Consider the following 19,185-nt stretch of genomic DNA (forward strand, 5'->3'; position numbering starts at 1 on the left):
CTCCACAGGCCGACTCTCCTCCACAGGCAGCGCAGACCCGCGCGTTCTCCACAGGACACCTCTCCTCCACAGGCCGCGCAGGCCGCCCGTTCTCCACAGCCACTCGCTCCTCCCCGACAGGACCCTCCCGCCATGCCCCTGATCACCACCCCGGCCGGCGTCGCCGTGCACTACGAGACGACGGGCGACCCGTCCGGCCGCCCGCTCGTCCTGCTGCACGGTGGCGGCGCCCAGCTGATCGGCTGGGACGACCGCTTCTGCGAGCTGCTCGCCGAGCACGGCTTCTTCGTCGTCCGCACCGACAACCGCGACGTCGGCCTCAGCCAGGCGACCGGCGGCCCGGAGGACACCACTGCCGGCTACGACCTCGCCGACATGGCGCTCGACGTCGTCGCCGTGCTCGACGAGCTCGGGATCGCGCGCGCGCACCTCACCGGCATGTCGATGGGCGGCTACATCGCGCAGCTGGTCGCGATCCTGCACCCGGAGCGGGTCGCCTCGCTCGGCCTGATGTCGACCTCGCTCAGCTCGGCGCCGGAGTTCCTGGTCGGCGAGCACACCGGGCAGCCGATCACCGAGGTCCCGGAGGTCCTCGACCGCGACGCCTACATCGCCATGTTCGTCGGCGGCCAGCGGCACTACCAATCGCCCGGCTTCCCCTTCGACGAGGCGGCGAGCGCCGCACTCGGCGCCCGCTACTACGACCGCGCCTACACCCCGACCGGGCTGATCCGGCAGTGGAACGCGCTGCTGCGCGGGCCGCTCGAGCGGCGGGAGGCGATGGCGAAGGTCACCGTGCCGGTCGCCGTCCTCCACGGCCGCGGCGACCAGAGCCTGCACTGGAGCGCCGCGCTCGAGACCGCGCGGATCCTGCCCCAGGCCGAGCTGCACCTCTACGAGGAGATGGGTCACGACATCCCGGTGGAGCTCTGGCCCGAATTCGCTGCGATCCTGGCTCGGACCGCCGCCCGCGCCGAGAGGACCGCCGATGCGTGAGAGCACCGAGTACGCGATGACCGACCCCGCCGAGATCCGCGCCCTGATCCGCGCGACGCCCTGGGCGACGATAGTCAGCGCCACCGAGGACGGCGTCGTCGTCTCGCACTACCCGTTCCTGCTGGAGGAGCCGCTCCCCGGCGCCGACCCCGACGAGCTCGTGCTGGTCAGCCACGTCGGCCGGCCCGACGAGCGCGCCCACCGGCTCGGCGAGTCCGAGCTGGCCGTCGTCTTCCAGGGCCCGCACGGCTACGTGTCGCCCAGCTGGTACGGCGTCACGAAGGCGGTGCCGACCTGGAACTTCGCCGCCGTGCACGTCTGGGGCGTGCCCGAGCTGCTCGGCGACGAGGAGAACCTCGCCGTGCTGGAGCGGCTCGTCGACCACTTCGAGGACGAGCTGCCCGAGCCGTTCCGCCTCCGGATCAGCGCCGAGAACGCGGCCTACGCCGAGCGGATCGTGCACGGCACGGTCGGCTTCCGGCTCCGGGTCACCCGGCTCGAGGCCAAGGAGAAGATGAGCCAGGACAAGCCGGCGGAGGTCGTCGACCGGGTCACCGCGGCGCTCGACGCGCCGGGGCCGTACTCGAACCCCGCGCTCGCCCAGCGGATGCGCCGCGTGCACGCCTCGATGCGGCCGGAGACTCCGCAGTGATCCCCGGCCTCCACGACGACCTGGTGCGCCTGCGCCGCCGCCTGCACGCCGACCCCGAGCTCGGCCTCGCCCTCCCGCGCACCCAGGCGCTGCTGCTCGAGGAGCTGGCCCCGCTCGGCCTCGAGATCACGACCGGCCGCGGCCTCGGCTCGATCACCGCCGTCCTCCGCGGCGGCCGCCCCGGACCGGTCGTGCTGCTGCGCGCCGACATGGACGCGCTCCCCGTCGTCGAGGCGACCGGGCTGCCCTTCGCCGCGACGAACGGCGCGATGCACGCCTGCGGCCACGACCTGCACATGGCCGGGCTGATCGGCGCGGCCCGCCTGCTCGCCGCCCGCCGCGACGAGCTCGCCGGCACCGTCGTCCTGATGCTCCAGCCCGGCGAGGAGGGCTTCGCCGGCGGCCGCCTGATGATCGAGGAGGGCGTCCTCGACGCCGCCGGCGAGCGCCCGGTCGCCGCCTTCGCGATGCACGTCGACTGCTCCACCGACTCCGGCCTCTTCGTCACCCGCTCCGGCCCGATGATGGCGAGCGCCAGCGGCATGCGGATCACCGTGACCGGCACCGGCGGGCACGCCGCGTTCCCGCACCTCGCCGTCGACCCGATCCCCGCGGCGGCCGCCCTGGTGCAGGCCCTGCAGACCTTCGTCGCCCGCCGCGTCCCGGCGACCGACCCCGCCGTCGTCTCGGTCGTGAGCATCGTCAGCGACTCGACCGCGCCCAACGTCCTGGCCGCGCGGGTCGAGCTGATGCTCAACATCCGCACGCTCTCCCGCGACACCTTCACCCTCGTCCGCTCCTCGCTCGCCGAGCTGGCCGCCGGCATCGCCGCGGCGCACGGCTGCGGCGTCGAGACCGAGTTCATCGACTCCTACCCCGTCACCCACAACGACCCGGAGGAGACCGAGCGCGTGATCGCGTCGCTCACCGCCCGGCACGGCGCCGACCGCGTGCTCCGCCTCCCCGCGCCGTCGATGGCGTCGGAGGACTTCGCCTACGTCCTCGACGAGATCCCCGGCACGCTCCTCTTCCTCGGCACCCGCCCGCCCGGCGTCCCGGCCGAGGGCGCCCCCTCGATGCACTCGGAGTCCGCGGTCTTCGACGACGCGCTGCTCGGCCTGCACGCCGAGACCCTCGCGCAGCTGGCGCTGGATCGGCTGGCGGTCGGCCGGGCATCCGACGCGCCGACTCCCGCCGGGGCGCTCGCGTGACCCGCTACCGCGCCCTCTCCCCCGAGGCCCTGCGGGCGGTCCTCGGCGAGCCCGAGCAGCCGGCGCGCGACAAGATCATGGACCGGCTCGACCGCAGCTGCCGCGTCTTCCTGGCGCACTCGCCGTTCGCCTGCCTCTCCACCAGCGACGCCGCCGGCCGCTGCGACAGCTCCCCGCGCGGCGACCGCCCCGGCTTTCTTCGCGCCCTCGACGACCGCACCGTGGTCATCCCCGACCGCCTCGGCAACCGCCTCGGCGACTCCTTCTCCAACATCCTCGAGAACGGCCACGTCGGCCTGGTCTGCTTCGTGCCCGGCATGACCGAGACGCTCCGGATCAACGGCTCCGCGTACGTCACCGACGCCCCGGAGCTGCTCGCGATGCTCGAGCAGGACCACGTCGTCCCGGACCTCGCCACCGTCGTCGAGATCGAGCAGGTCTACCTGCACTGCGGACGCGCCCTGCTGCGCTCGCGGCTCTGGGACCCGGAGATGCAGGATCTCGCCGCGGAGGTGCCGAGCGCCGGCACGATGTGGGCCGAGGCCTCCGGGCTGAGCGCCGAGGTCGCGCGCGCGATCGACGACGCCTCGGACCTCGGCTACCGGACGCTGTACTGACGTGGCGGGTCCTGAGGTGGCGGGTCTCGATGTCGCGGGTCCTGACACGGCGGGTCCTGATCCGGCGGAACCTGACGTGGCGGGTCCCGATCCGGCGGGACCTGACGTGGCGGGTCCCGACGCGGCGGGTCCTGACATCGCTGGTTTTGACGCAGCGGGTCCCGGCGCGGCGCCGCGATGCCTGATCGAGGTGCCGGCGTGAGCGACCGCGCGGGCCGGATCCCGCTCGTCGTCACCGCGATCGTGCCGGAGGCGGAGGGCGTCGTCGCGCTCGAGCTCGCCGACCCCGCGGGCGGCGACCTGCCCGAGTGGGAGCCGGGCGCGCACCTCGACGTCCAGCTGATCACCCGGCAGGAGCGGCAGTACTCGCTCTGCGGCGACCCCGCCGACCGCCGCCGATACCGGATCGCCGTCCTCCGCGAGGAGCGCTCGCGCGGCGTCTCGATGTACCTCCACGACTTCCTCCGCGTCGGCGCCACCGTGCACGTCCGCCCGCCGCGCTCCCTCTTCCCGCCGGCGAGCGCCGACGAGCACCTGCTCCTCGCGGCCGGCATCGGCATCACCGCGATCCTTCCGCTCGCCCAGCGCCTCGACCGCGACGGAGCCCCGTGGAGCCTGCACTACGCCGTCCGCAGCGCCGCCCACCTGCCGTTCCGCCGCGAGCTGGCCGCGCTCGGCGACCGCGTCACCGTGCACACCCCGGCCCCGGACTCCCCGGCCTCGAACTCCGCGGACCCGAACTTCGCGGCTCCGGTTTCTGCGGCCCCCGACTCCGCAGATCCGAACACGCCGGCCCCGTCCTCCGCAATCCCGGCCTCCCTCCGCTTCCGCGGCCGCCTCGACCTCCCCGCGCTTCTGGCGGAGCCCCGCCCCGGAGTCGCCGTGCAGGCGTGCGGCCCCGCCCGCTTCCTCGACGCGATCGCCGCCGCGATGTCCGCCTGGCCCGCGGGCAGCCTGCACCTCGAGCGCTTCGAGCCGAAGCCCGTCGCCGCCCGCCCCAACGCCCCGTTCACCGTGCACTGCGCCCGCTCCGCCGTCTCCGTCGAGGTCGGCGCCGGCCAGTCGATGCTGCACGCCCTGACCTCCCGCGACATCCCCGTCACCGGCTCCTGCCTCCGCGGCGTCTGCGGCTCCTGCGCCATCCCCGTCCTCGCGGGCCCCGTCGACCACCGCGACTCCCTGACGACGTCCCCCGACTCCCCCGTCATGTACCCCTGCGTCTCCCGAGCCGCAGCCTCCGAGCTGACGATCGACCTCTGACGTCACCGCGAGATGCCACTTGTGCACGGATCCCTCGGCGTGTCGCGTACACAAGTGGCATCTCGCGGGCCCGATCACACTGACCGGGCGGCCCGCGAAGCGGCCCCTCCCTGCTGATCGAGTAGCCCGCGCAGCGGGCGTATCGAGATCCTCCCAGGCAAGAACTCCAGCCTGCAGACCCGCCCAGCCGAGCACGCCGGGTCTCGATACTCCCCTCCGGGGCTACTCGACCAACATGGACCTCCACCTCCGCTGCTCCCGGGCCTTCCTCATGCCGGTCGAGCAGCCGCGCAGCGGCGTATCGAGACCCACGTGAGCCAGAATTTTTTGCCAACGGACATTCCGCGCCGAAAAACTACCGGTCTCGCGCCAGGTCTTGAAGGAGCCGCCCAATACCGACCAAACTGAGTCACGAAAAGGAACCGGCTGGCGTCCGGTGGACATTCCTATTCAGATGCCCATCCACAAGCATGGATACAATTCAGAAATCGATTCGCAGGCGCACACTTCTTGTCCAGATCACCGATGGCGGTGAACTACTCGAATGACGCGTCGCGGCATGAAGTGCCTTGATTTTCATCACAAGTATCTGAATCGGCTCGGCGTCCGCTCGACCCGGGTTGAGCCGTGCTGTGAACACACCACCTGTCGCCAGTATCTCGATCGAGGAGTGAATACCTCCGCCCTCTCGTCGATCCCAGCACCTGGATCAACCTGACCCAGTAGAGAGAAGGACAAGAAATGAAAGCTAGACGCACATTCGGGTCGACCGCGGCCGCCGTGACTGCGGTCCTCATATCGACATGCTTACCGAGCGTCGCGAACGCGGACACGTACTCCGTCGCAGACGTTCTCGAGAGGGCTGAGACCGTCGCTGTCGGGTCATCGACTCCGGCCGACGCCCAGCTGCCCGCTGTTCACGCCGGCGACGACGGCCCGACCGTCGCGGTGGAGGGCGCAGACCTGTCGGTCACTCTGGGTGCTTCGGACGACGCCGCAATCTCCGAGTCGGAACAGTTCGCAACGGTGGAGGACGAATCCATCACCTACGCGATCAGTCATCCCAGGGAAGGCGCGACGCGATTCTCAGCAGTCCTCCGCACCCCCACGAACGACCACCCACACTGGACCTTCGGGAGCGACACCCAGCTTCTCCTTCTCGATAACGGATCAGTGAGCATCTCGGAGGGTGATGAATTCATAGGGGGCATCGAAGCGCCGTGGGCGGTCGACGCTCTGGGACGCTCGCTCTCCACGCATTACGAGATATCAGGCTCCACACTGACTCAGGTCATCGACACCGCGGAAGCGGCTTTCCCCGTCGTCGCCGACCCCACTGTCGACTTCTTTGGCCTGTACATCCAAGTTCACCTGAACAGGCAAGAGAGCTTCACGGCAGTGGGCGGCTATGGGGCCTGCGCTGGCGTACTAAGCAAGTCGCCCGTGCCGTTCGCCAGACTGCTTTCGGTTGCTTGCACGACGGTTGCCGCCATTGGCACGTCTCAAGTGGCCGGCGGCAAATGCATCTCTATTCACTACGTCGTCGGACTCGGAGGGCCCGCGGGCGTGTGGTGGCCGTGGACCAGGGATTGCTAGAGCAATAACGTGATGCTCGTCGCAGTGGGCGCCGTCCTCTTCGGTCTCGGCGCCCTGTCCGGGAGAGCAGGGCCGAAGCTCGGCACAGCCCTCGCCCTCGCCCCTCTCGCGGTGTGGTTCGGCGTGTTGGCGTGGCTCATCCAGACGGGAACGCTCGAGGGCCCGAAGGGAGAAGCACATGCCAACTACCTCTTCATCGGTCTCATAGCGTTCTCTGTCGGATCGAACCTGACGACCCGCCCCTCGTCACCCCGAGGACCACGCCGAGACCACTGATCACCCTGCCGCGACAACGCGACACCCTGCGCTCCCGCGAGATGCCACTTGTGCGGCCGACACGCCGTCAAAAGCGCTCACAAGTGGCATCTCGCGACCCCGACCAGCCCGCACAGCGGCCCCTGCATGCTGATCGAGTAGCCCGCGAAGCGGGCGTATCGGGCGGAGGGGGCGCCTCCGGCGCCAGCGCAGGGCGGGGAACAGACCGACGTCCTTAGGTGGGCGGGTCTCGATACCTCCCTGCGGGGCTACTCGACCAACATGTCTGCGGGCGTCTCTTCCAAGTAGATCCGCCCACCGCCAGAACTGAGGCCACCCTTACTGAGAGTTAGGCTAGCCTACCCTCATGCATCGCACATCCAGCTCTCGCATCCCCCTGCTGATCGCCGGTCTCGCCGCCGCCTCCGTCGCCCTCGCCGGCTGCTCGTCCGGCGCCTCCGGAGCCGCCCCGAGCGACGCCGCCGCAGCCACGATCGTCGTCGAGAACGCCAAGCCCACGCTGACCCTCGTCGAGGAGGACGGCGAGCAGTCCTACCAGGAGGACACGGCCGTCGCCCGCACCTCCGTCGAGGTCCCCGCGTCCCCCTCCGCCGTGGTCACCTTCGACATCGCGACCCTCGACACCCTGCACACCATCGGTGCCGGCGACGCGGTCGTCGCGATCCCGGACGCGACCCTGCCCGAGTACCTCGCCGAGTACGCCGACCTGCCGAAGGTCGGCACGCTCTTCGAGCCCGACTTCGAGGCCGTCGCCGAGCTCGAGCCCGACCTCATCGTCACCGCCGCGCGCAGCACCGGCCAGTACGACGAGCTGTCCGAGATCGCCACCACGATCGACCTGACCGGCAGCTACGCCGGCACCTTCGACCCCGCCGCCGCCCTCGAGCGAGCCACCCAGCTCGGCGAGATCTTCGACCGCGAGGAGGAGGTCGCCGCCCAGGCCGCCGCCACCGAGCAGCTCGCCGCGACCATCGAGGACCGGGCCGACGGCAGCGCCCTCGTGCTCTCCGTCTCCGGCGGCGAGTACAGCGCCTTCGGCGAGGGCTCCCGCTTCGGCTACTTCTTCGACGATCTCGGCTTCACCCCCGCCGTCGCCGCGGCCGAGCTGCCCGGCACGGAGGGATCCCCGCACGGCGACACCGTCACCAACGAGTTCCTCCTCACCGCCGCCCCCGAGTGGATCTTCGCCTTCGACCGCGGCGCGGCCACCGGCGCCGCGAGCACCGCCGAGGCGACCCTCGACAACGCCCTCGTCGCGCAGACCCCCGCCGCGCAGAACGACCGCATCGTCCAGTTGCCCGCGAGCGAGCTGTACATCGTGATCAACGGCCTCACCGCCGTGCAGAACGTGCTCGAGAGCGTGCACGACGCGATGCAGAGCTGAGCGCTCCCCGCGTGGTCCGTCCTCCCGTCCGCGCGCTGACCGTCGCGGGGGTGGCGCTCGTCGCCGCCCTCGCGACGCTCTCGCTGTTCCTCGGGGTCGCCGAGCTCGACGCGTTCGTCCTCGTCGAGAGCCGCCTCCCCCGCACCCTCGCCCTGATCCTCGCCGGCGCGGCGTTCGCCGTCACCGGCCTGATCCTGCAGCTGCTCACCCGCAACCGCCTCGTCGAGTCCGGCACCACCGGCGCGACCGACGCCGCGACCCTCGCTCTGCTCGGAGTCCTCCTGCTCGCCCCTGCGCTGCCGATGGGAGCGAAGGCGGCGCTGGCCGCGGTCGGCGCCCTCGCGGGCGTGCTCGGCTTCCTCGCACTGTCCCGCCGCATCCCGGCGCGCTCCAGCGTCCTCGTGCCCGTCGTCGGCCTCCTCTACTCCGGAGTGATCGGCGCCGCCACCACCTTCCTCGCCTACCGCACCGACACCCAGCAGGAGCTCCTGAACTGGGGCATCGGCGACTTCTCCGGCATCCTCCGCGGCCGCTACGAGATGCTCTACGTCGCCGCGGCCGCCGCCGCCGTGGCCTGGATCGCCGCCGACCGCTTCACCGTCGCCGCCCTCGGCGAGGACACCGCGCGCGGCCTCGGCCTCGACACCCGCGCGGTGATGCTCACCGGCGTCGTCATCATCGCCGCGGTCACCGGAGTGATGATCGTCGTGACCGGCGCCCTGCCCTTCCTCGGCCTGATCGTGCCCAACCTCGTCAGCCGGCTCGTCGGCGACACCATGCGCCGCTCCGTGCCGCTCGTCGCCCTGCTCGGAGCGGCCCTCGTCCTCGCCTGCGACCTGGTCGCCCGCACCGTCCGCTTCCCGTTCGAGCTGCCGATCTCCCTGGTGATGGGGATCCTCGGCGGCCTCGTCTTCCTCCGCCTGCTGATCGGGCCCGCCCGTCGGAGGACCGCCGCGTGACCGCCCTCGCACCCCGCCGCGCCGCCCGCGCCCTCCGCCCGGCGGCCCTGCGCAGCCCCGGCCCGCGCCTGGTGCTCCTCGCCGCGATCGCCGTCGCCGTCGTCGCCCTCTACCTCGTCACCGATCTGCCCGGCCGCTGGGAGTACGCGCTCGGCCTGCGCACCCGCACCGTTCTCGGTATGGTGATCGCGGCCGCGGCGATCGGAGTCGGCACCGTCCTCTTCCAGACCGTCACCGCGAACCGCATCCTCACCCCCGGCATCATGGGCTTCGACGCGGTGTTCCTGCTGCTGCAGGTGGTGACCGCCTTCGCGATCGGCCCCGCCCTGCTGGTGTCGGCGCCGCCACTCGCCTCCTGGCTGGTGGAGCTGGTGCTGATGGTCGGCGTCGTCACGGCCCTCTACTCCTGGCTCTTCGTCCGCCGCCGGCTCGATCTGCACGTGATCGTGCTCGCGGGCCTGGTCCTCGGCGTGCTGCTGCGCTCGGTCACCGGCTTCCTGCAGCGCCTCCTCGATCCGGACACCTTCGCCGTCGTGCAGAACCTGACCTTCGCGAGCTTCACCTCCGTCGACCGCGAGCTGCTGCTGCCGACCGGCGTGCTCGTCGCCGCGGCGATCGCCTCTCTCTGGCCGATCCGCCGCTCTCTCGACGTGCTCGCGCTCGGCGAGGCGACCGCCGTCTCCCTCGGAGTCGAGCACCGCCACACCGTGATGCATGTGATCGTCGCGGTCGCGGTGATGGTGGCGGCCTCGACCGCGCTCGTGGGCCCGGTCGCCTTCTTCGGCCTGATCGTCGCCAACGTCGCCTACACCGTCGTCGGCCACCGGCACCTGCGCAGCATTCCGGCGGCGGTCGCGGTCGGAGTGGTCGCCCTCGTCGGCGGCCAGCTCGTGCTCGACCGCGTGCTCGGTTTCGGCACCGAGCTGCCGGTCGTCATCGAGTTCGCCGGCGGCCTCCTCTTCCTCCTCCTCGTGCTCACCGGAAGGGCCCGCTGACATGATCCAGACCACCGCCGTCACCACCCGGCACGGGAGCGTCGTCGCCGTCGACGACGTCACACTGGCCCTCGAGGCGGGCCTCACCGCGATCATCGGCCCGAACGGCTCCGGCAAGTCGACCCTCCTCGCCACCATCGGCCGCCTGGTGAAGCCGTCCGCCGGCAGCGTCAGCGTCGACGGCCTCGACGTCGCGACCACCCGCTCCCGCGACATCGCCCGGCGCCTGGCGATCCTCCGCCAGGACAACCACGTCGCGATCCGCCTGAGCGTGGAAGACCTCGTCGCCTACGGCCGCTTCCCGCACGGCGGCCGGGGCACCTCCCCCGAGGACCGCGCCCACGTCGACGCCGCGATCGCCGCCCTCGACCTCTCGGCCGTCCGCGAGCGCTTCCTCGACGAGCTCTCCGGCGGCCAGCGCCAGCGCGCCTTCGTCGCGATGGCGCTCGCGCAGGACACCGACCACCTCCTCCTCGACGAGCCGCTGAACAACCTCGACCCGCGCCACGGCGTCGTGCTGATGAAGCTCCTGCGCCGCCTCGCCGACGAGCGGGGGATGACGATCGTCGTGGTCCTGCACGACATCAACGTCGCCGCCCGGTTCGCCGACCGCATCGTCGCCGTCCGCCACGGCCGCATCGCCCATCACGGCCCGGTCGCCGAGGTCCTCACCGCCCCGCACCTCGAGGCGCTCTACGACACCCGCGCGCTGGTGGCCGACGTCGCCGGCCACCGCATCGTCCTCTGGCAGTGACGCCCCTCCCCCGTCCGCGAGATGCCACTTGTGCACGCATTCCTCGGCGTGTCGCGCTCACAAGTGGCATCTCGCGGCGCCGCCGACACGCGCCCCGAGTGCCACGCGCAGCGGCCCGCCCCATGCTGATCGAGTAGCCCGCGCAGCGGGCGTATCGAGATCCACCCCTTGCTCGAGACGCCCCGGCGGGGCCACTCGACCGGCACGCGCCCGGACCCGCTCGGTCTAACGCAGCCCGGCCGCGCACTCCAGCAGGTCGGGGATGCCGCTCACGGGCTGCGGCTCAGGGTCGGCCCGCGGGCCGAGGCGGCGGAAGACCGGCGGCTCCGTCGCCAGCACCTGACCGACGGCGCGCCCTCCGGTCCAGACCGTCAGCAGCACCTCGCCGTCCGGGCGCTCGGGAGCGCCGATCTCGTAGACCCGGCCCCGCACGGCCGCGCGCACCGGCGTCTTCCGGGCCAGGTGCACCCACACCGGGAACTCGCAGACCATGTCGACTCCTTTCTCATCAGCCCTCGACCGGGAGGAACCGCTCAGTAGTCGAGAGCGCTCTCGACGTCGAAGTCCGAAGTCAGACCGCCGTCGCCCGGCTGGACCGGGTGCGACCCGACGAGCGCCTCGGTGCGCGCGCGGATCCGCTGCACCTCCTCGTGGTTGTCCGGCTCGGGCAACTCGGACGGCGTCGTCTCCGAGACGAGCGACGCGCCGGAGTTCAGCAGGAACGACACCTGGATCGTCGCGCCGTCCGCCCCGATCCCCGTGTACTCGACCCGGTCGGCCGTGCGGTTCGCGCCGAGTGCGACCGCGTACGCCACCAGGGCGTCCGCTGCGTCGTCCCCGAGCAGGATCGTCTTGTCCGCGAAGAGGATGTGCTTCATGCCACCATGCTCGGTCGCGGTCCCCGCGCCGGGGGAGGTCCTTGACAGATCGGGGAGGGGACGGAAGGGAAGCGAGAGTCCGTCGCGGTTGCCGCCGGAGTCGAAGTGGAGAAAGGTGTCGATCACGCGGGCGCCCGCCGGCTGTGACGAAGGCTGGAGACGGCGATGGGAAAACTGTTCTACGACGGATCCGTCGAGATCGACTTCGAGGACAGGGTGCTCGCGCACCTGCAGATCGTCATCACCGCGAAGCTCCGCCGCAACGAGTCCTTCCTGCTCAGCTGGCGCGACGACCACAGCATGGGCGACGGCCGCAGCGCCATCTGGCTGCACCCCGCGGTCGGCCTGCGCTACAAGTACTTCGGCGGGCGGATGCCCCGCATCAACCCCGCCTGGATCGCCGCGCTCACCGATCTCGCCAACTCCGCCGGCGGCCTCTACGTCGTCGCCGAGCCCGACACCGAGCACGTCCGCACGATCGACCGGGAGGCGCACTGATGCGCCGGCTCGACATCCTCTACGACGGAGCGCCCTACACGGTGAGCGACCGCACCGCCGCCCAGTTCCGGGTCGAGGTGGACGCCGCCCTCGCCGCGGAGACCCCGCAGTGGCTCACCGTGAACCACGGCGAGGGCCGCGCCAGCACCGCGATCATCCTGATCACCCCGTTCACGGCGATCACGATTCTCACGAACGACGCCGAGGACGACGTCGCACCCGACGCGGCATGAGCGGCGCGGGGCCGACGCCGACGTGGCGACACTGCAGGCGGCCGCCTCGTCGCTCCGACCCGCGCGTCCCGGCACCGCGGCGGCTAGGGTGGGCGCGATGACCGATTCCGCCGTCCTCTGCGACCCGTATCTGCGCGGGTACCCGATCGACGGCGTCGCCATCTCCACCCTCGGCCGCACCTTCGGCGGCGAGACGATCGCCGCGAGCGACCAGACGGCCGCGCGGCTCGACGAGATCCAGCTCGACCTCGGCCAGGGCCCCTGCTGGGACGCGATCGCCGCGGGCGCCCCCGTGTCCCTCCTCGATACCGGCACCGACGTGCGCTGGCCGCTCTTCGCCGAGGCGGTGGACGCCCTCGACGTGCGCTCGGTGTTCGCCTTCCCGCTCACCTTCGCCGGGCTCTCGATCGGCGCCGTCGACCTCTACACCCGCGCCCCGATCACCCTCGACGACGCCGCGCTCACCGAGATCTCGGCGCAGTCGCCCGCCACCTCGCTCCGGGTGCTCGCCGCGGTGCTCCACGACGACGCGGACGAGGTGAGCAGCAACCCCGGGTCCCGGAGGGTCGTCCACCAGGCGACCGGCATGATCATCGCCCGCTACCGCATCGACTCGGACGACGCCCTCGTGCTGCTGAGGGCCCACGCGTTCGCCCAGCACCGCCCCCTCGTCGACGTCGCCCAGGACATCGTCGCCCGCCAGGACGGCTTCCCCGACCGCCCGCTCACCGTTCAGGACGACTCATGGTGATCAACTCCCGCGAGCGGAGCGTCATCGCGACCTTCGTGGCCCTCTCCGACACGCTCATCGACGACTACGACGTCGTCGACTTCGCACAGACGCTCGTCGAGAGCAGCGCGACCCTCTTCGACGCGGTCTCGGCGGGCCTGGTGCTCGCCAGCCCCGAGGGCACGCTCGAGGTGCTCGCCTCGACGGACGAGGACACCCGCCTGATCGAGCTGCTGCAGCTCGAGACCGCCGGCCCGTGCATCGAGTGCTACGACACCGGGCGCCCCGTCATCGTGCCGGACACGCTCGCGGTCGACGACCGCTGGGCCGAGTTCCGCACCCGCTCGCGCGACCTCGGCGTCCGCGCTGCGCACTGCGTGCCGATGCGCTCGCGGGGCACCACGATCGGCTCGCTCAACCTCTTCCAGGCCGGCACCGGCACCCTCGACCCCGACGACATCGCCGTCGTGCAGGCCTTCGCCGACGTCGCGACGATCGGCATCCTGCACCAGCGCGCGCTCCGCGAGAGCTCCGTCACCCAGGAGCAGCTGCAGCGCGCCCTCGACAGCCGCGTCCTGATCGAGCAGGCGAAGGGCATCATCGCCTACTCCCAGCGCACCACCGTCGACCGCGCCTTCGAGATCCTCCGCTCCCGCTCGCGCTCGACCTCCACGCCGATCACGACCCTCGCCCGCCAGATCATCGAGGGCTACCGGGACTGACCGGCCGCCCGTGCCGGCCGCCCGTGCCGCCCGCCCGCGTGCCTCCCCTGCCGGTCGAGCAGCGGGGCCGCAGCTTTCATGCTGGTCGAGTAGCGGGCCGCAGGCCCGCGTATCGAGACCCGGCGGCCGACGGAGGGTGGATCTCGATACGCCCGCTGCGCGGGCTACTCGATCAGCATGGAGCGCCCGCGCCCTTGGAGAACAGGGAGCGCAGCTCGCCTTCCATGCTGGTCGAGTAGCGGGCCGCAGGCCCGCGTATCGAGACCCGGCGGCCGACGTGCCTGCGGTGGGGGATCTCGATACGCCCGCTGCGCGGGCTACTCGATCAGCATGGAGCGCCCGCGCCCGCGCCCCTGTTCGCGCATGCCCGCGCCCTTGAAGAACAGGGAGCGCAGCTCGCCTTTCATGCTGGTCAAGTAGCGGGCTGCAGGCCCGCGTATCGAGACCCACCCGATCCGGGCGCTACGCCGTCAGGGAGACGGCGGTCCAGGAGACCGGGGGCAGCGTCAGCGTCAGCACGCCGTCCGCCAGGTCGGCGTCGACGGGCTTGAGGCCGACGCGGTTCTGGTCGTCCTTGGTGTTCTTCGCGTAGACGTCCTCGTCGAAGAGGGCGACCGCCTCGGCGACGGTGGAGACGCCGAGGCCGTTCACGTCGACCGTGACCTCGAGGGCGTCGGTCGTCGAGCGGTTCACGAGGAACACGGCCGCGCGGCCGTCGTCGAGCGTGGCGACGGAGTCGACCAGCGGCGCGTCGCCGTGCCGCGCGGTGGAGTAGGACCCGACCTCGATCCGCGGCTGCAGGACCGAGCCCGAGGCGAGGCGCGCGGTGGTGGAGAACGGGAAGAACGTGGTCTGGCGCCACGCGGCTCCGCCCGGCTCGGTCATGATCGGCGCGATGACGTTGACGAGCTGCGCGAGCGACGCCGAGGTGACCCGGTCCGAGTTCTTCAGCAGCGTGATCATGAGGTTGCCGAGCACGACCGCGTCGGCGACCGAGTAGACGTCCTCCAACAGCCGCGGCGCGTACGGCCACTCCCGGGCACCGCTGGTGTCGGCGGCGGCGAGGGCGGCCTCCTCCTCCTGATGCTCCTTGAGATACCAGATGTTCCACTCGTCGAAGGACAGCTTGATGTCCTTCGACTTCTTCAGCTTGTGCTTCACGTGGTCGACGGTCGCCGCGACGGTGGAGATGAAGTACTCCATGTCGAGCGAGGACGCCAGGAACGACCCCAGGTCGCCGTCGTACTCCTGGTAGTAGGCGTGGCAGGAGACGTACTCGACGTCGTCGTACGCGTGCTCGAGGACCACCCGCTCCCACTCGCCGAAGGTCGGCATCGACGAACCCGACGACCCGCAGATCACGAGCTCGAGCGACGGGTCGGCGATCTTCAGGGCCTTCGCGGTGCGGGAGGCGAGCTTGCCGTAGTCGTCGGCGTTCATGTGGCCGACCTGCCAGGGGCCGTCCATCTCGTTGCCCAGGCACCACATGCGGATGTCGTGCGGCTCCGGCGACCCGTTCGCGATCCGCTGGTCGGCGAGGAACGTGCCGGCCTTGCCGTTCGCGTACTCGAGGACGTCGAGCGCCTCGAGGACGCCGCGGGTGCCGAGGTTCACGGCGTACATGATCTCGCTGCCGGTCAGCTTCGCCCACTTCGCGAAATCGTCCAGGCCCACCTCGTTGGTCTCGAGGGAGTGCCAGGCCAGGTCGCGGCGACGCGGACGGTCCTCGCGCGGTCCGACGCCGTCCTCCCAGCGGTAGCCGGAGACGAAGTTCCCGCCCGGGTAGCGGACCGTGGTCGAGCCGAGCTCCTTGACCAGCTCGACGACGTCCAGGCGGAAGCCGTCCTCGTTCGCGGTCGGGTGCCCGGGCTCGTAGATCCCGTCGTAGACGCAGCGGCCCAGGTGCTCGACGAACGAGCCGAACAGCCGCGGATTCACGGGAGCGACCACCGCGGCGGGGTCGAGGAAGACGCGCGCGGTCGCGGGCGGGGAGACGGCGCGGGAGGCGTCGGTCATGGCAGAGCCTTTCTGGATCGTGCTGAGGTGAGCGGTGATGCGGGAGTCCCGGCGGCGGTCGGCGTCACTTGACGGAGCCGATGGAGAGTCCGCCCTGCCAGTACTTCTGCAGGGTGAGGAACGAGACGATCAGCGGGATGACGGAGATCAGGGCGCCGACGATGACGAGGTTCCACAGCGACTGCCCGCCGGTGTTGACCGATGCCTGGGTCTGCCAGGTGCCGAGTCCGACGGTGACCGGGAAGAGCTGCGAATTCGAGAGCATCACGAGGGGGAGGAAGTAGTTGTTCCAGGTCCCGACGACGGAGAGCAGCAGCACCGTCACGAGTGCGGGGCGCAGCAGCGGCAGGGCGACGCGGAAGAAGACCGTGATCTCGCCGGCTCCGTCCATCCGGGCGGCGTCGAGCATCTCCTCCGGCACCGCGTCCTGCGTGTAGACGCGCATGAGGTAGACGGCGAACGGGTTGAGCATCGAGGGCAGGATGACCGCCCACACGGTGTTGGTGAGCTGGGCGGTGCTGAACATGACGAACAGCGGGATGACCAGGGCCGTCGCCGGCACCATCACCGACCCCAGGACCAGCGAGAAGAAGGCGTTGCGGCCCTTGAAGGCGTACGCCGCGAAGCCGTAGCCGGCGAGCACCGACAGCACCGTCGCTCCGAGTCCGCCGGCGAAGGCGTAGAGGAACGAGTTGCCGAGCCACTTCCAGTAGAGGCCGTTCGAGTAGGTGAACAGCGAGCCGATGTTGGTGAAGAACTCGAAGGAGTCGCCGAACCACAGCGGGCTGACGGTGCCCGAGAACAGGCCGACCTGGTCCTTGGTCGAGGCCACGACGAGCCACCAGAACGGGAGCGCGAAGTAGACGACGAAGGCGAGCAGGATCACGTGCGGGAGCAGCTGGCGGCCGCCGCGGCGGCTCCGCGCCCGGACGGCGTCGTCGCGTCGCTGGACGCGGTCGCGCTTGGGGGCGAGCGAGAGGGTGCTCATGAGAGTCCGTTCCTCTTCTTGGTGGCCATCAGGAACAGGTAGGACCCGAGGAACACCACGAGACCCAGCGCGAAGGAGATCGCGGAGGCGTAATTGAACTGGTTGTAGGAGAAGGCGAGCGTGTACGCGTAGATGTTCGGCGTGTACGACGCGTCGATCGAGCCCGACGCCAGCGAGCGCAGGATCTGCGGCTCGGTGAAGAACTGCAGCGTGCCGATGAGGGCGAAGACGAGGATCAGCACCATCGAGGAGGAGATCATCGGGATCTTGATCCGCAGCGCCGTCTGGATCGCGCTCGCGCCGTCCAGGCGTGCCGCCTCGTAGACCGCGGGGTCGATGCCCTGCAGGGCCGCGTAGATGATGATCATGTAGTAGCCGGCCCACTGCCAGGTGACGACGTTGACCAGGCTGCCGAAGATCGAGTCCTTGCCCAGCAGGTTCGGCGCGTCGAGACCGAGCCAGCCGAACACCTCCGTGGCGGGCCCGAAGGACGGGCTGTAGAGGAAGCCCCACATCAGGGCGCCGATCACGGCGGGCACCGCGTAGGGCACGAAGATCATCAGCCGGGCGAACCGCGAGAACCGCGAGGTGAGCGCGTCCAGCATCAGCGCGGCGATCAGCGAGACCAGCATCTGGATCGGGATCAGGATGAGGGCGAAGCGCACCACCAGCCAGACGCCCTCGAGGAAGAGGGGATCCGAGAAGGCCTTCGCGTAGTTCGCGAACCAGACCCACTGATTGCCGGTGGCGACGGTCTTGTTCTGCAGGCTCAGGATGAACGAGTAGATCAGCGGCGTGATCAGGAAGACCACGAGGAAGATCCCGAACGGGGCGACGAAGACCCAGCCCCAGCGGGCGCGCCGCGAGGCGACGACTCCGGCGCGCGGCTTCTTCGGACGGGTCTCGGCCGGGGTTGCGGTGGCGGCGGGGGCGGGGACGACGAGGTTGGACATGGTGCTCCTTCGAGGAGGGACGGGGCGGCCGCCGCCCTCGCGGACGGCGGCCGCCGATCGTCAACCGACCGTGTAGCCCTGGCCCGCGGCGTACTCGCTGACCGCGGTCTGATAGGTCGAGAGGGCGTCCGCGACGCTCGAGTCACCGCTGTTCACGGCGTTCACCGCCTCGGTGAGCTTGTCGTAGGCGAAGTTCTGGAACGGCGAGACCTGGAAGCCCTGGTACTCCGTGGCGGCGGAGAGGAAGACGTCCTTGTTGATCTGCTGACCGCCGAAGAAGTCGTACTCGAGGTTCGCGAAGTAGTCCGACTCGAGGATCGGCTTCCACAGCGGGAACAGAGCGCCCTTCTCGATGCCGATCTTCCAGGCCTCCTCGGTGCCGAAGATCTCCTTCGCCACCGTCGCGGCCGCTTCCTTGTCCTCGGCCTGGCTGGTCACCGCGAAAGCGGATCCGCCGATGTTGATCTGGGTCGGCTCGGCGCCCTCCCACTGCGGGACCGGGGCGGCGCGCCACACGGCGTCGGTGTCGGCGCCCTCGAAGCCCTTCAGGTAGCCGGGCAGCCAGGCGGCGGCGACGACGGAGGCGTAGGTGCCGTCGACCAGGTGGGTGTTGTAGTCGGTGGTCGAGGCGTCCTCGGTGCCGACCAGGCCCTTCTGCACCAGGTCGCTCCAGTAGTCCATGACCTTCGCGCTGGCCTCGTCGTCGAGGTCCACCGTGACGTCCGTGCCGTCGACGGTGTAGGGCACCGAGCCGGCCTGCGCGAAGAGCGCCTGCTGGTAGGCGCGGCCGTTGCCGGGGAAGTCCGTCATGAGGGTGGTGGAGCCGGCGTCCTTGAGGGCCTGCGCCGCTGCGGCGTACTCCTCCCAGGTCGTCGGGACGGGGATGCCGTACTGGTCGAGGATGTCCTGGCGGTAGAGCATGCCGACGGGTCCGCCGTCGACGGGGATCGCGTAGGTGGCGTCGCCGCTGGAGACGTCGGCCCAGGCGCCCTCGGAGTAGTTGCTCTGCACGTCGCCCGCGCCGTACTCGGTGAGGTCGACGAGCGCGTCCTGCGGGATGTAGCTCTGCACGACCTCGCTCTCGAGCATGACGACGTCGGGTGCGCCCGAGCCGGCCTGCACGGCGGTGGTGAGCTTGGTGTACTCGTCGTTGCCGGCGCCGGCGTTGCTCCAGCAGATCTGGACGTCGTCGTGGCTGTTGTTGAAGAGGTCGACGATCCCCTCGAACTCCGGGTACCAGGCCCACATCGTGACGACCTTGGCGTCCTCGTTCACGATCGTGTTCTCGCAGGTGGCGGCGTCGCTCCCTGCGGAGCAGCCGGTCAGGGCGGCCGCGGAGGCGGCGACGGCCACCCCCGCCGCGAGCATTCTCTTCGTGTGACGCATCATTGCGTGTCCTTTCGGATACGGCCGTCGTCGGCCGGGAAGGGGGGATCGTCCTGGAGCAGGTCGCTTGTACAACGATGG

The 19,185-nt window shown here is 70.8% G+C and carries 20 protein-coding genes; 14 read left to right on the forward strand and 6 right to left on the reverse strand.

What is annotated here, in order from left to right:
• Positions 1-132: 132 nt before the first annotated feature.
• The 10 genes from EDF45_RS19745 (at position 133) to EDF45_RS19790 (ending at position 10,700) form a co-directional block, all read left to right on the forward strand.
• Positions 133-996: an alpha/beta fold hydrolase gene (locus tag EDF45_RS19745; protein WP_123706270.1), complete on the forward strand. Its 864-nt coding sequence runs from the start codon at positions 133-135 to the stop codon at positions 994-996.
• Positions 989-1,648 (forward strand): FMN-binding negative transcriptional regulator, encoded by a 660-nt coding sequence (locus EDF45_RS19750; protein WP_123737636.1) that lies wholly within the window; start codon positions 989-991, stop codon positions 1,646-1,648. Before EDF45_RS19745 ends, EDF45_RS19750 begins: the two co-directional genes overlap by 8 nt.
• Complete coding sequence (locus tag EDF45_RS19755; RefSeq protein ID WP_221181168.1) at positions 1,645-2,859, forward strand: M20 family metallopeptidase; 1,215 nt, start codon at positions 1,645-1,647, stop codon at positions 2,857-2,859. Before EDF45_RS19750 ends, EDF45_RS19755 begins: the two co-directional genes overlap by 4 nt.
• Positions 2,856-3,476 carry an MSMEG_1061 family FMN-dependent PPOX-type flavoprotein gene (locus EDF45_RS19760; protein WP_207901671.1) on the forward strand — a complete coding sequence of 207 codons (621 nt, stop codon included), beginning with the start codon at positions 2,856-2,858 and terminating at the stop codon, positions 3,474-3,476. Before EDF45_RS19755 ends, EDF45_RS19760 begins: the two co-directional genes overlap by 4 nt.
• Before the next feature lie 198 nt (positions 3,477-3,674).
• Positions 3,675-4,736, forward strand: coding sequence for a PDR/VanB family oxidoreductase (locus EDF45_RS19765; protein ID WP_123737635.1), 1,062 nt, complete (start codon positions 3,675-3,677; stop codon positions 4,734-4,736).
• 741 nt (positions 4,737-5,477) lie between these two features.
• Positions 5,478-6,332, forward strand: a complete 855-nt coding sequence (locus EDF45_RS19770) for a hypothetical protein (protein ID WP_123737634.1) — start codon at positions 5,478-5,480, stop codon at positions 6,330-6,332.
• 622 nt (positions 6,333-6,954) lie between these two features.
• A complete protein-coding gene (locus tag EDF45_RS19775) occupies positions 6,955-7,992 on the forward strand; it encodes a siderophore ABC transporter substrate-binding protein (protein WP_123737633.1) in 1,038 nt (345 codons plus the stop codon).
• Positions 7,993-8,003: 11 nt separating this feature from the next.
• Positions 8,004-8,951, forward strand: coding sequence for an iron chelate uptake ABC transporter family permease subunit (locus EDF45_RS19780; protein ID WP_243582183.1), 948 nt, complete (start codon positions 8,004-8,006; stop codon positions 8,949-8,951).
• Positions 8,948-9,946: an iron chelate uptake ABC transporter family permease subunit gene (locus EDF45_RS19785; protein ID WP_260312335.1), complete on the forward strand. Its 999-nt coding sequence runs from the start codon at positions 8,948-8,950 to the stop codon at positions 9,944-9,946. Before EDF45_RS19780 ends, EDF45_RS19785 begins: the two co-directional genes overlap by 4 nt.
• A gap of 1 nt (position 9,947) precedes the next feature.
• Positions 9,948-10,700: an ABC transporter ATP-binding protein gene (locus tag EDF45_RS19790; protein ID WP_123737632.1), complete on the forward strand. Its 753-nt coding sequence runs from the start codon at positions 9,948-9,950 to the stop codon at positions 10,698-10,700.
• A gap of 225 nt (positions 10,701-10,925) precedes the next feature.
• Here EDF45_RS19790 and EDF45_RS19795 read toward each other — a convergent pair whose 3' ends face one another.
• A complete protein-coding gene (locus tag EDF45_RS19795) occupies positions 10,926-11,192 on the reverse strand; it encodes a hypothetical protein (protein WP_123737631.1) in 267 nt (88 codons plus the stop codon).
• 41 nt (positions 11,193-11,233) lie between these two features.
• Entirely contained in the window at positions 11,234-11,578 is a 345-nt protein-coding gene (locus tag EDF45_RS19800) for a hypothetical protein (RefSeq protein ID WP_123706266.1), read from the reverse strand.
• 165 nt (positions 11,579-11,743) lie between these two features.
• Here EDF45_RS19800 and EDF45_RS19805 point away from each other — a divergent pair, with 165 nt between their 5' ends.
• From EDF45_RS19805 to EDF45_RS19820, 4 genes are all read left to right on the forward strand, one after another.
• Entirely contained in the window at positions 11,744-12,076 is a 333-nt protein-coding gene (locus EDF45_RS19805; protein WP_123737630.1) for an ATP-dependent DNA ligase, read from the forward strand.
• On the forward strand, positions 12,076-12,309 hold the full coding sequence (locus tag EDF45_RS19810; protein ID WP_123737629.1) for a hypothetical protein: 234 nt from the start codon (positions 12,076-12,078) through the stop codon (positions 12,307-12,309). Before EDF45_RS19805 ends, EDF45_RS19810 begins: the two co-directional genes overlap by 1 nt.
• 97 nt (positions 12,310-12,406) lie before the next feature.
• Positions 12,407-13,060, forward strand: coding sequence for a GAF and ANTAR domain-containing protein (locus EDF45_RS19815; RefSeq protein WP_148060347.1), 654 nt, complete (start codon positions 12,407-12,409; stop codon positions 13,058-13,060).
• Entirely contained in the window at positions 13,054-13,761 is a 708-nt protein-coding gene (locus EDF45_RS19820) for a GAF and ANTAR domain-containing protein (RefSeq protein ID WP_123737627.1), read from the forward strand. Before EDF45_RS19815 ends, EDF45_RS19820 begins: the two co-directional genes overlap by 7 nt.
• Positions 13,762-14,223: 462 nt before the next feature.
• Here the strand turns inward: EDF45_RS19820 and EDF45_RS19825 are convergent, their stop codons facing one another.
• The 4 genes from EDF45_RS19825 to EDF45_RS19840 all read right to left on the reverse strand — a co-directional run bounded on the left by EDF45_RS19825 (position 14,224) and on the right by EDF45_RS19840 (position 19,107).
• A complete protein-coding gene (locus tag EDF45_RS19825; RefSeq protein ID WP_123737626.1) occupies positions 14,224-15,777 on the reverse strand; it encodes an alpha-N-arabinofuranosidase in 1,554 nt (517 codons plus the stop codon).
• Between the two features lie 64 nt (positions 15,778-15,841).
• Entirely contained in the window at positions 15,842-16,765 is a 924-nt protein-coding gene (locus EDF45_RS19830; RefSeq protein WP_123444558.1) for a carbohydrate ABC transporter permease, read from the reverse strand.
• Entirely contained in the window at positions 16,762-17,718 is a 957-nt protein-coding gene (locus EDF45_RS19835) for a carbohydrate ABC transporter permease (RefSeq protein ID WP_123737625.1), read from the reverse strand. Before EDF45_RS19835 ends, EDF45_RS19830 begins: the two co-directional genes overlap by 4 nt.
• A gap of 60 nt (positions 17,719-17,778) precedes the next feature.
• A complete protein-coding gene (locus EDF45_RS19840) occupies positions 17,779-19,107 on the reverse strand; it encodes an ABC transporter substrate-binding protein (RefSeq protein WP_123706629.1) in 1,329 nt (442 codons plus the stop codon).
• Positions 19,108-19,185 lie beyond the last annotated feature (78 nt).

The sequence above is a fragment of the Rathayibacter sp. PhB186 genome (assembly GCF_003751825.1).
GTDB lineage: Bacteria > Actinomycetota > Actinomycetes > Actinomycetales > Microbacteriaceae > Rathayibacter > Rathayibacter festucae.

Coding starts and splice junctions, on each gene's coding strand:
- EDF45_RS19745 (WP_123706270.1), top strand. CDS start 133: ATGCCCCTGATCACCACCCCGGCCGGCGTCGCCGTGCACTACGAGACG.
- EDF45_RS19750 (WP_123737636.1), top strand. CDS start 989: ATGCGTGAGAGCACCGAGTACGCGATGACCGACCCCGCCGAGATCCGC.
- EDF45_RS19770 (WP_123737634.1), top strand. CDS start 5,478: ATGAAAGCTAGACGCACATTCGGGTCGACCGCGGCCGCCGTGACTGCG.
- EDF45_RS19775 (WP_123737633.1), top strand. CDS start 6,955: ATGCATCGCACATCCAGCTCTCGCATCCCCCTGCTGATCGCCGGTCTC.
- EDF45_RS19790 (WP_123737632.1), top strand. CDS start 9,948: ATGATCCAGACCACCGCCGTCACCACCCGGCACGGGAGCGTCGTCGCC.
- EDF45_RS19795 (WP_123737631.1), bottom strand. CDS start 11,192: ATGGTCTGCGAGTTCCCGGTGTGGGTGCACCTGGCCCGGAAGACGCCG.
- EDF45_RS19800 (WP_123706266.1), bottom strand. CDS start 11,578: ATGAAGCACATCCTCTTCGCGGACAAGACGATCCTGCTCGGGGACGAC.
- EDF45_RS19805 (WP_123737630.1), top strand. CDS start 11,744: ATGGGAAAACTGTTCTACGACGGATCCGTCGAGATCGACTTCGAGGAC.
- EDF45_RS19810 (WP_123737629.1), top strand. CDS start 12,076: ATGCGCCGGCTCGACATCCTCTACGACGGAGCGCCCTACACGGTGAGC.
- EDF45_RS19815 (WP_148060347.1), top strand. CDS start 12,407: ATGACCGATTCCGCCGTCCTCTGCGACCCGTATCTGCGCGGGTACCCG.
- EDF45_RS19820 (WP_123737627.1), top strand. CDS start 13,054: ATGGTGATCAACTCCCGCGAGCGGAGCGTCATCGCGACCTTCGTGGCC.
- EDF45_RS19825 (WP_123737626.1), bottom strand. CDS start 15,777: ATGACCGACGCCTCCCGCGCCGTCTCCCCGCCCGCGACCGCGCGCGTC.
- EDF45_RS19830 (WP_123444558.1), bottom strand. CDS start 16,765: ATGAGCACCCTCTCGCTCGCCCCCAAGCGCGACCGCGTCCAGCGACGC.
- EDF45_RS19835 (WP_123737625.1), bottom strand. CDS start 17,718: ATGTCCAACCTCGTCGTCCCCGCCCCCGCCGCCACCGCAACCCCGGCC.
- EDF45_RS19840 (WP_123706629.1), bottom strand. CDS start 19,107: ATGATGCGTCACACGAAGAGAATGCTCGCGGCGGGGGTGGCCGTCGCC.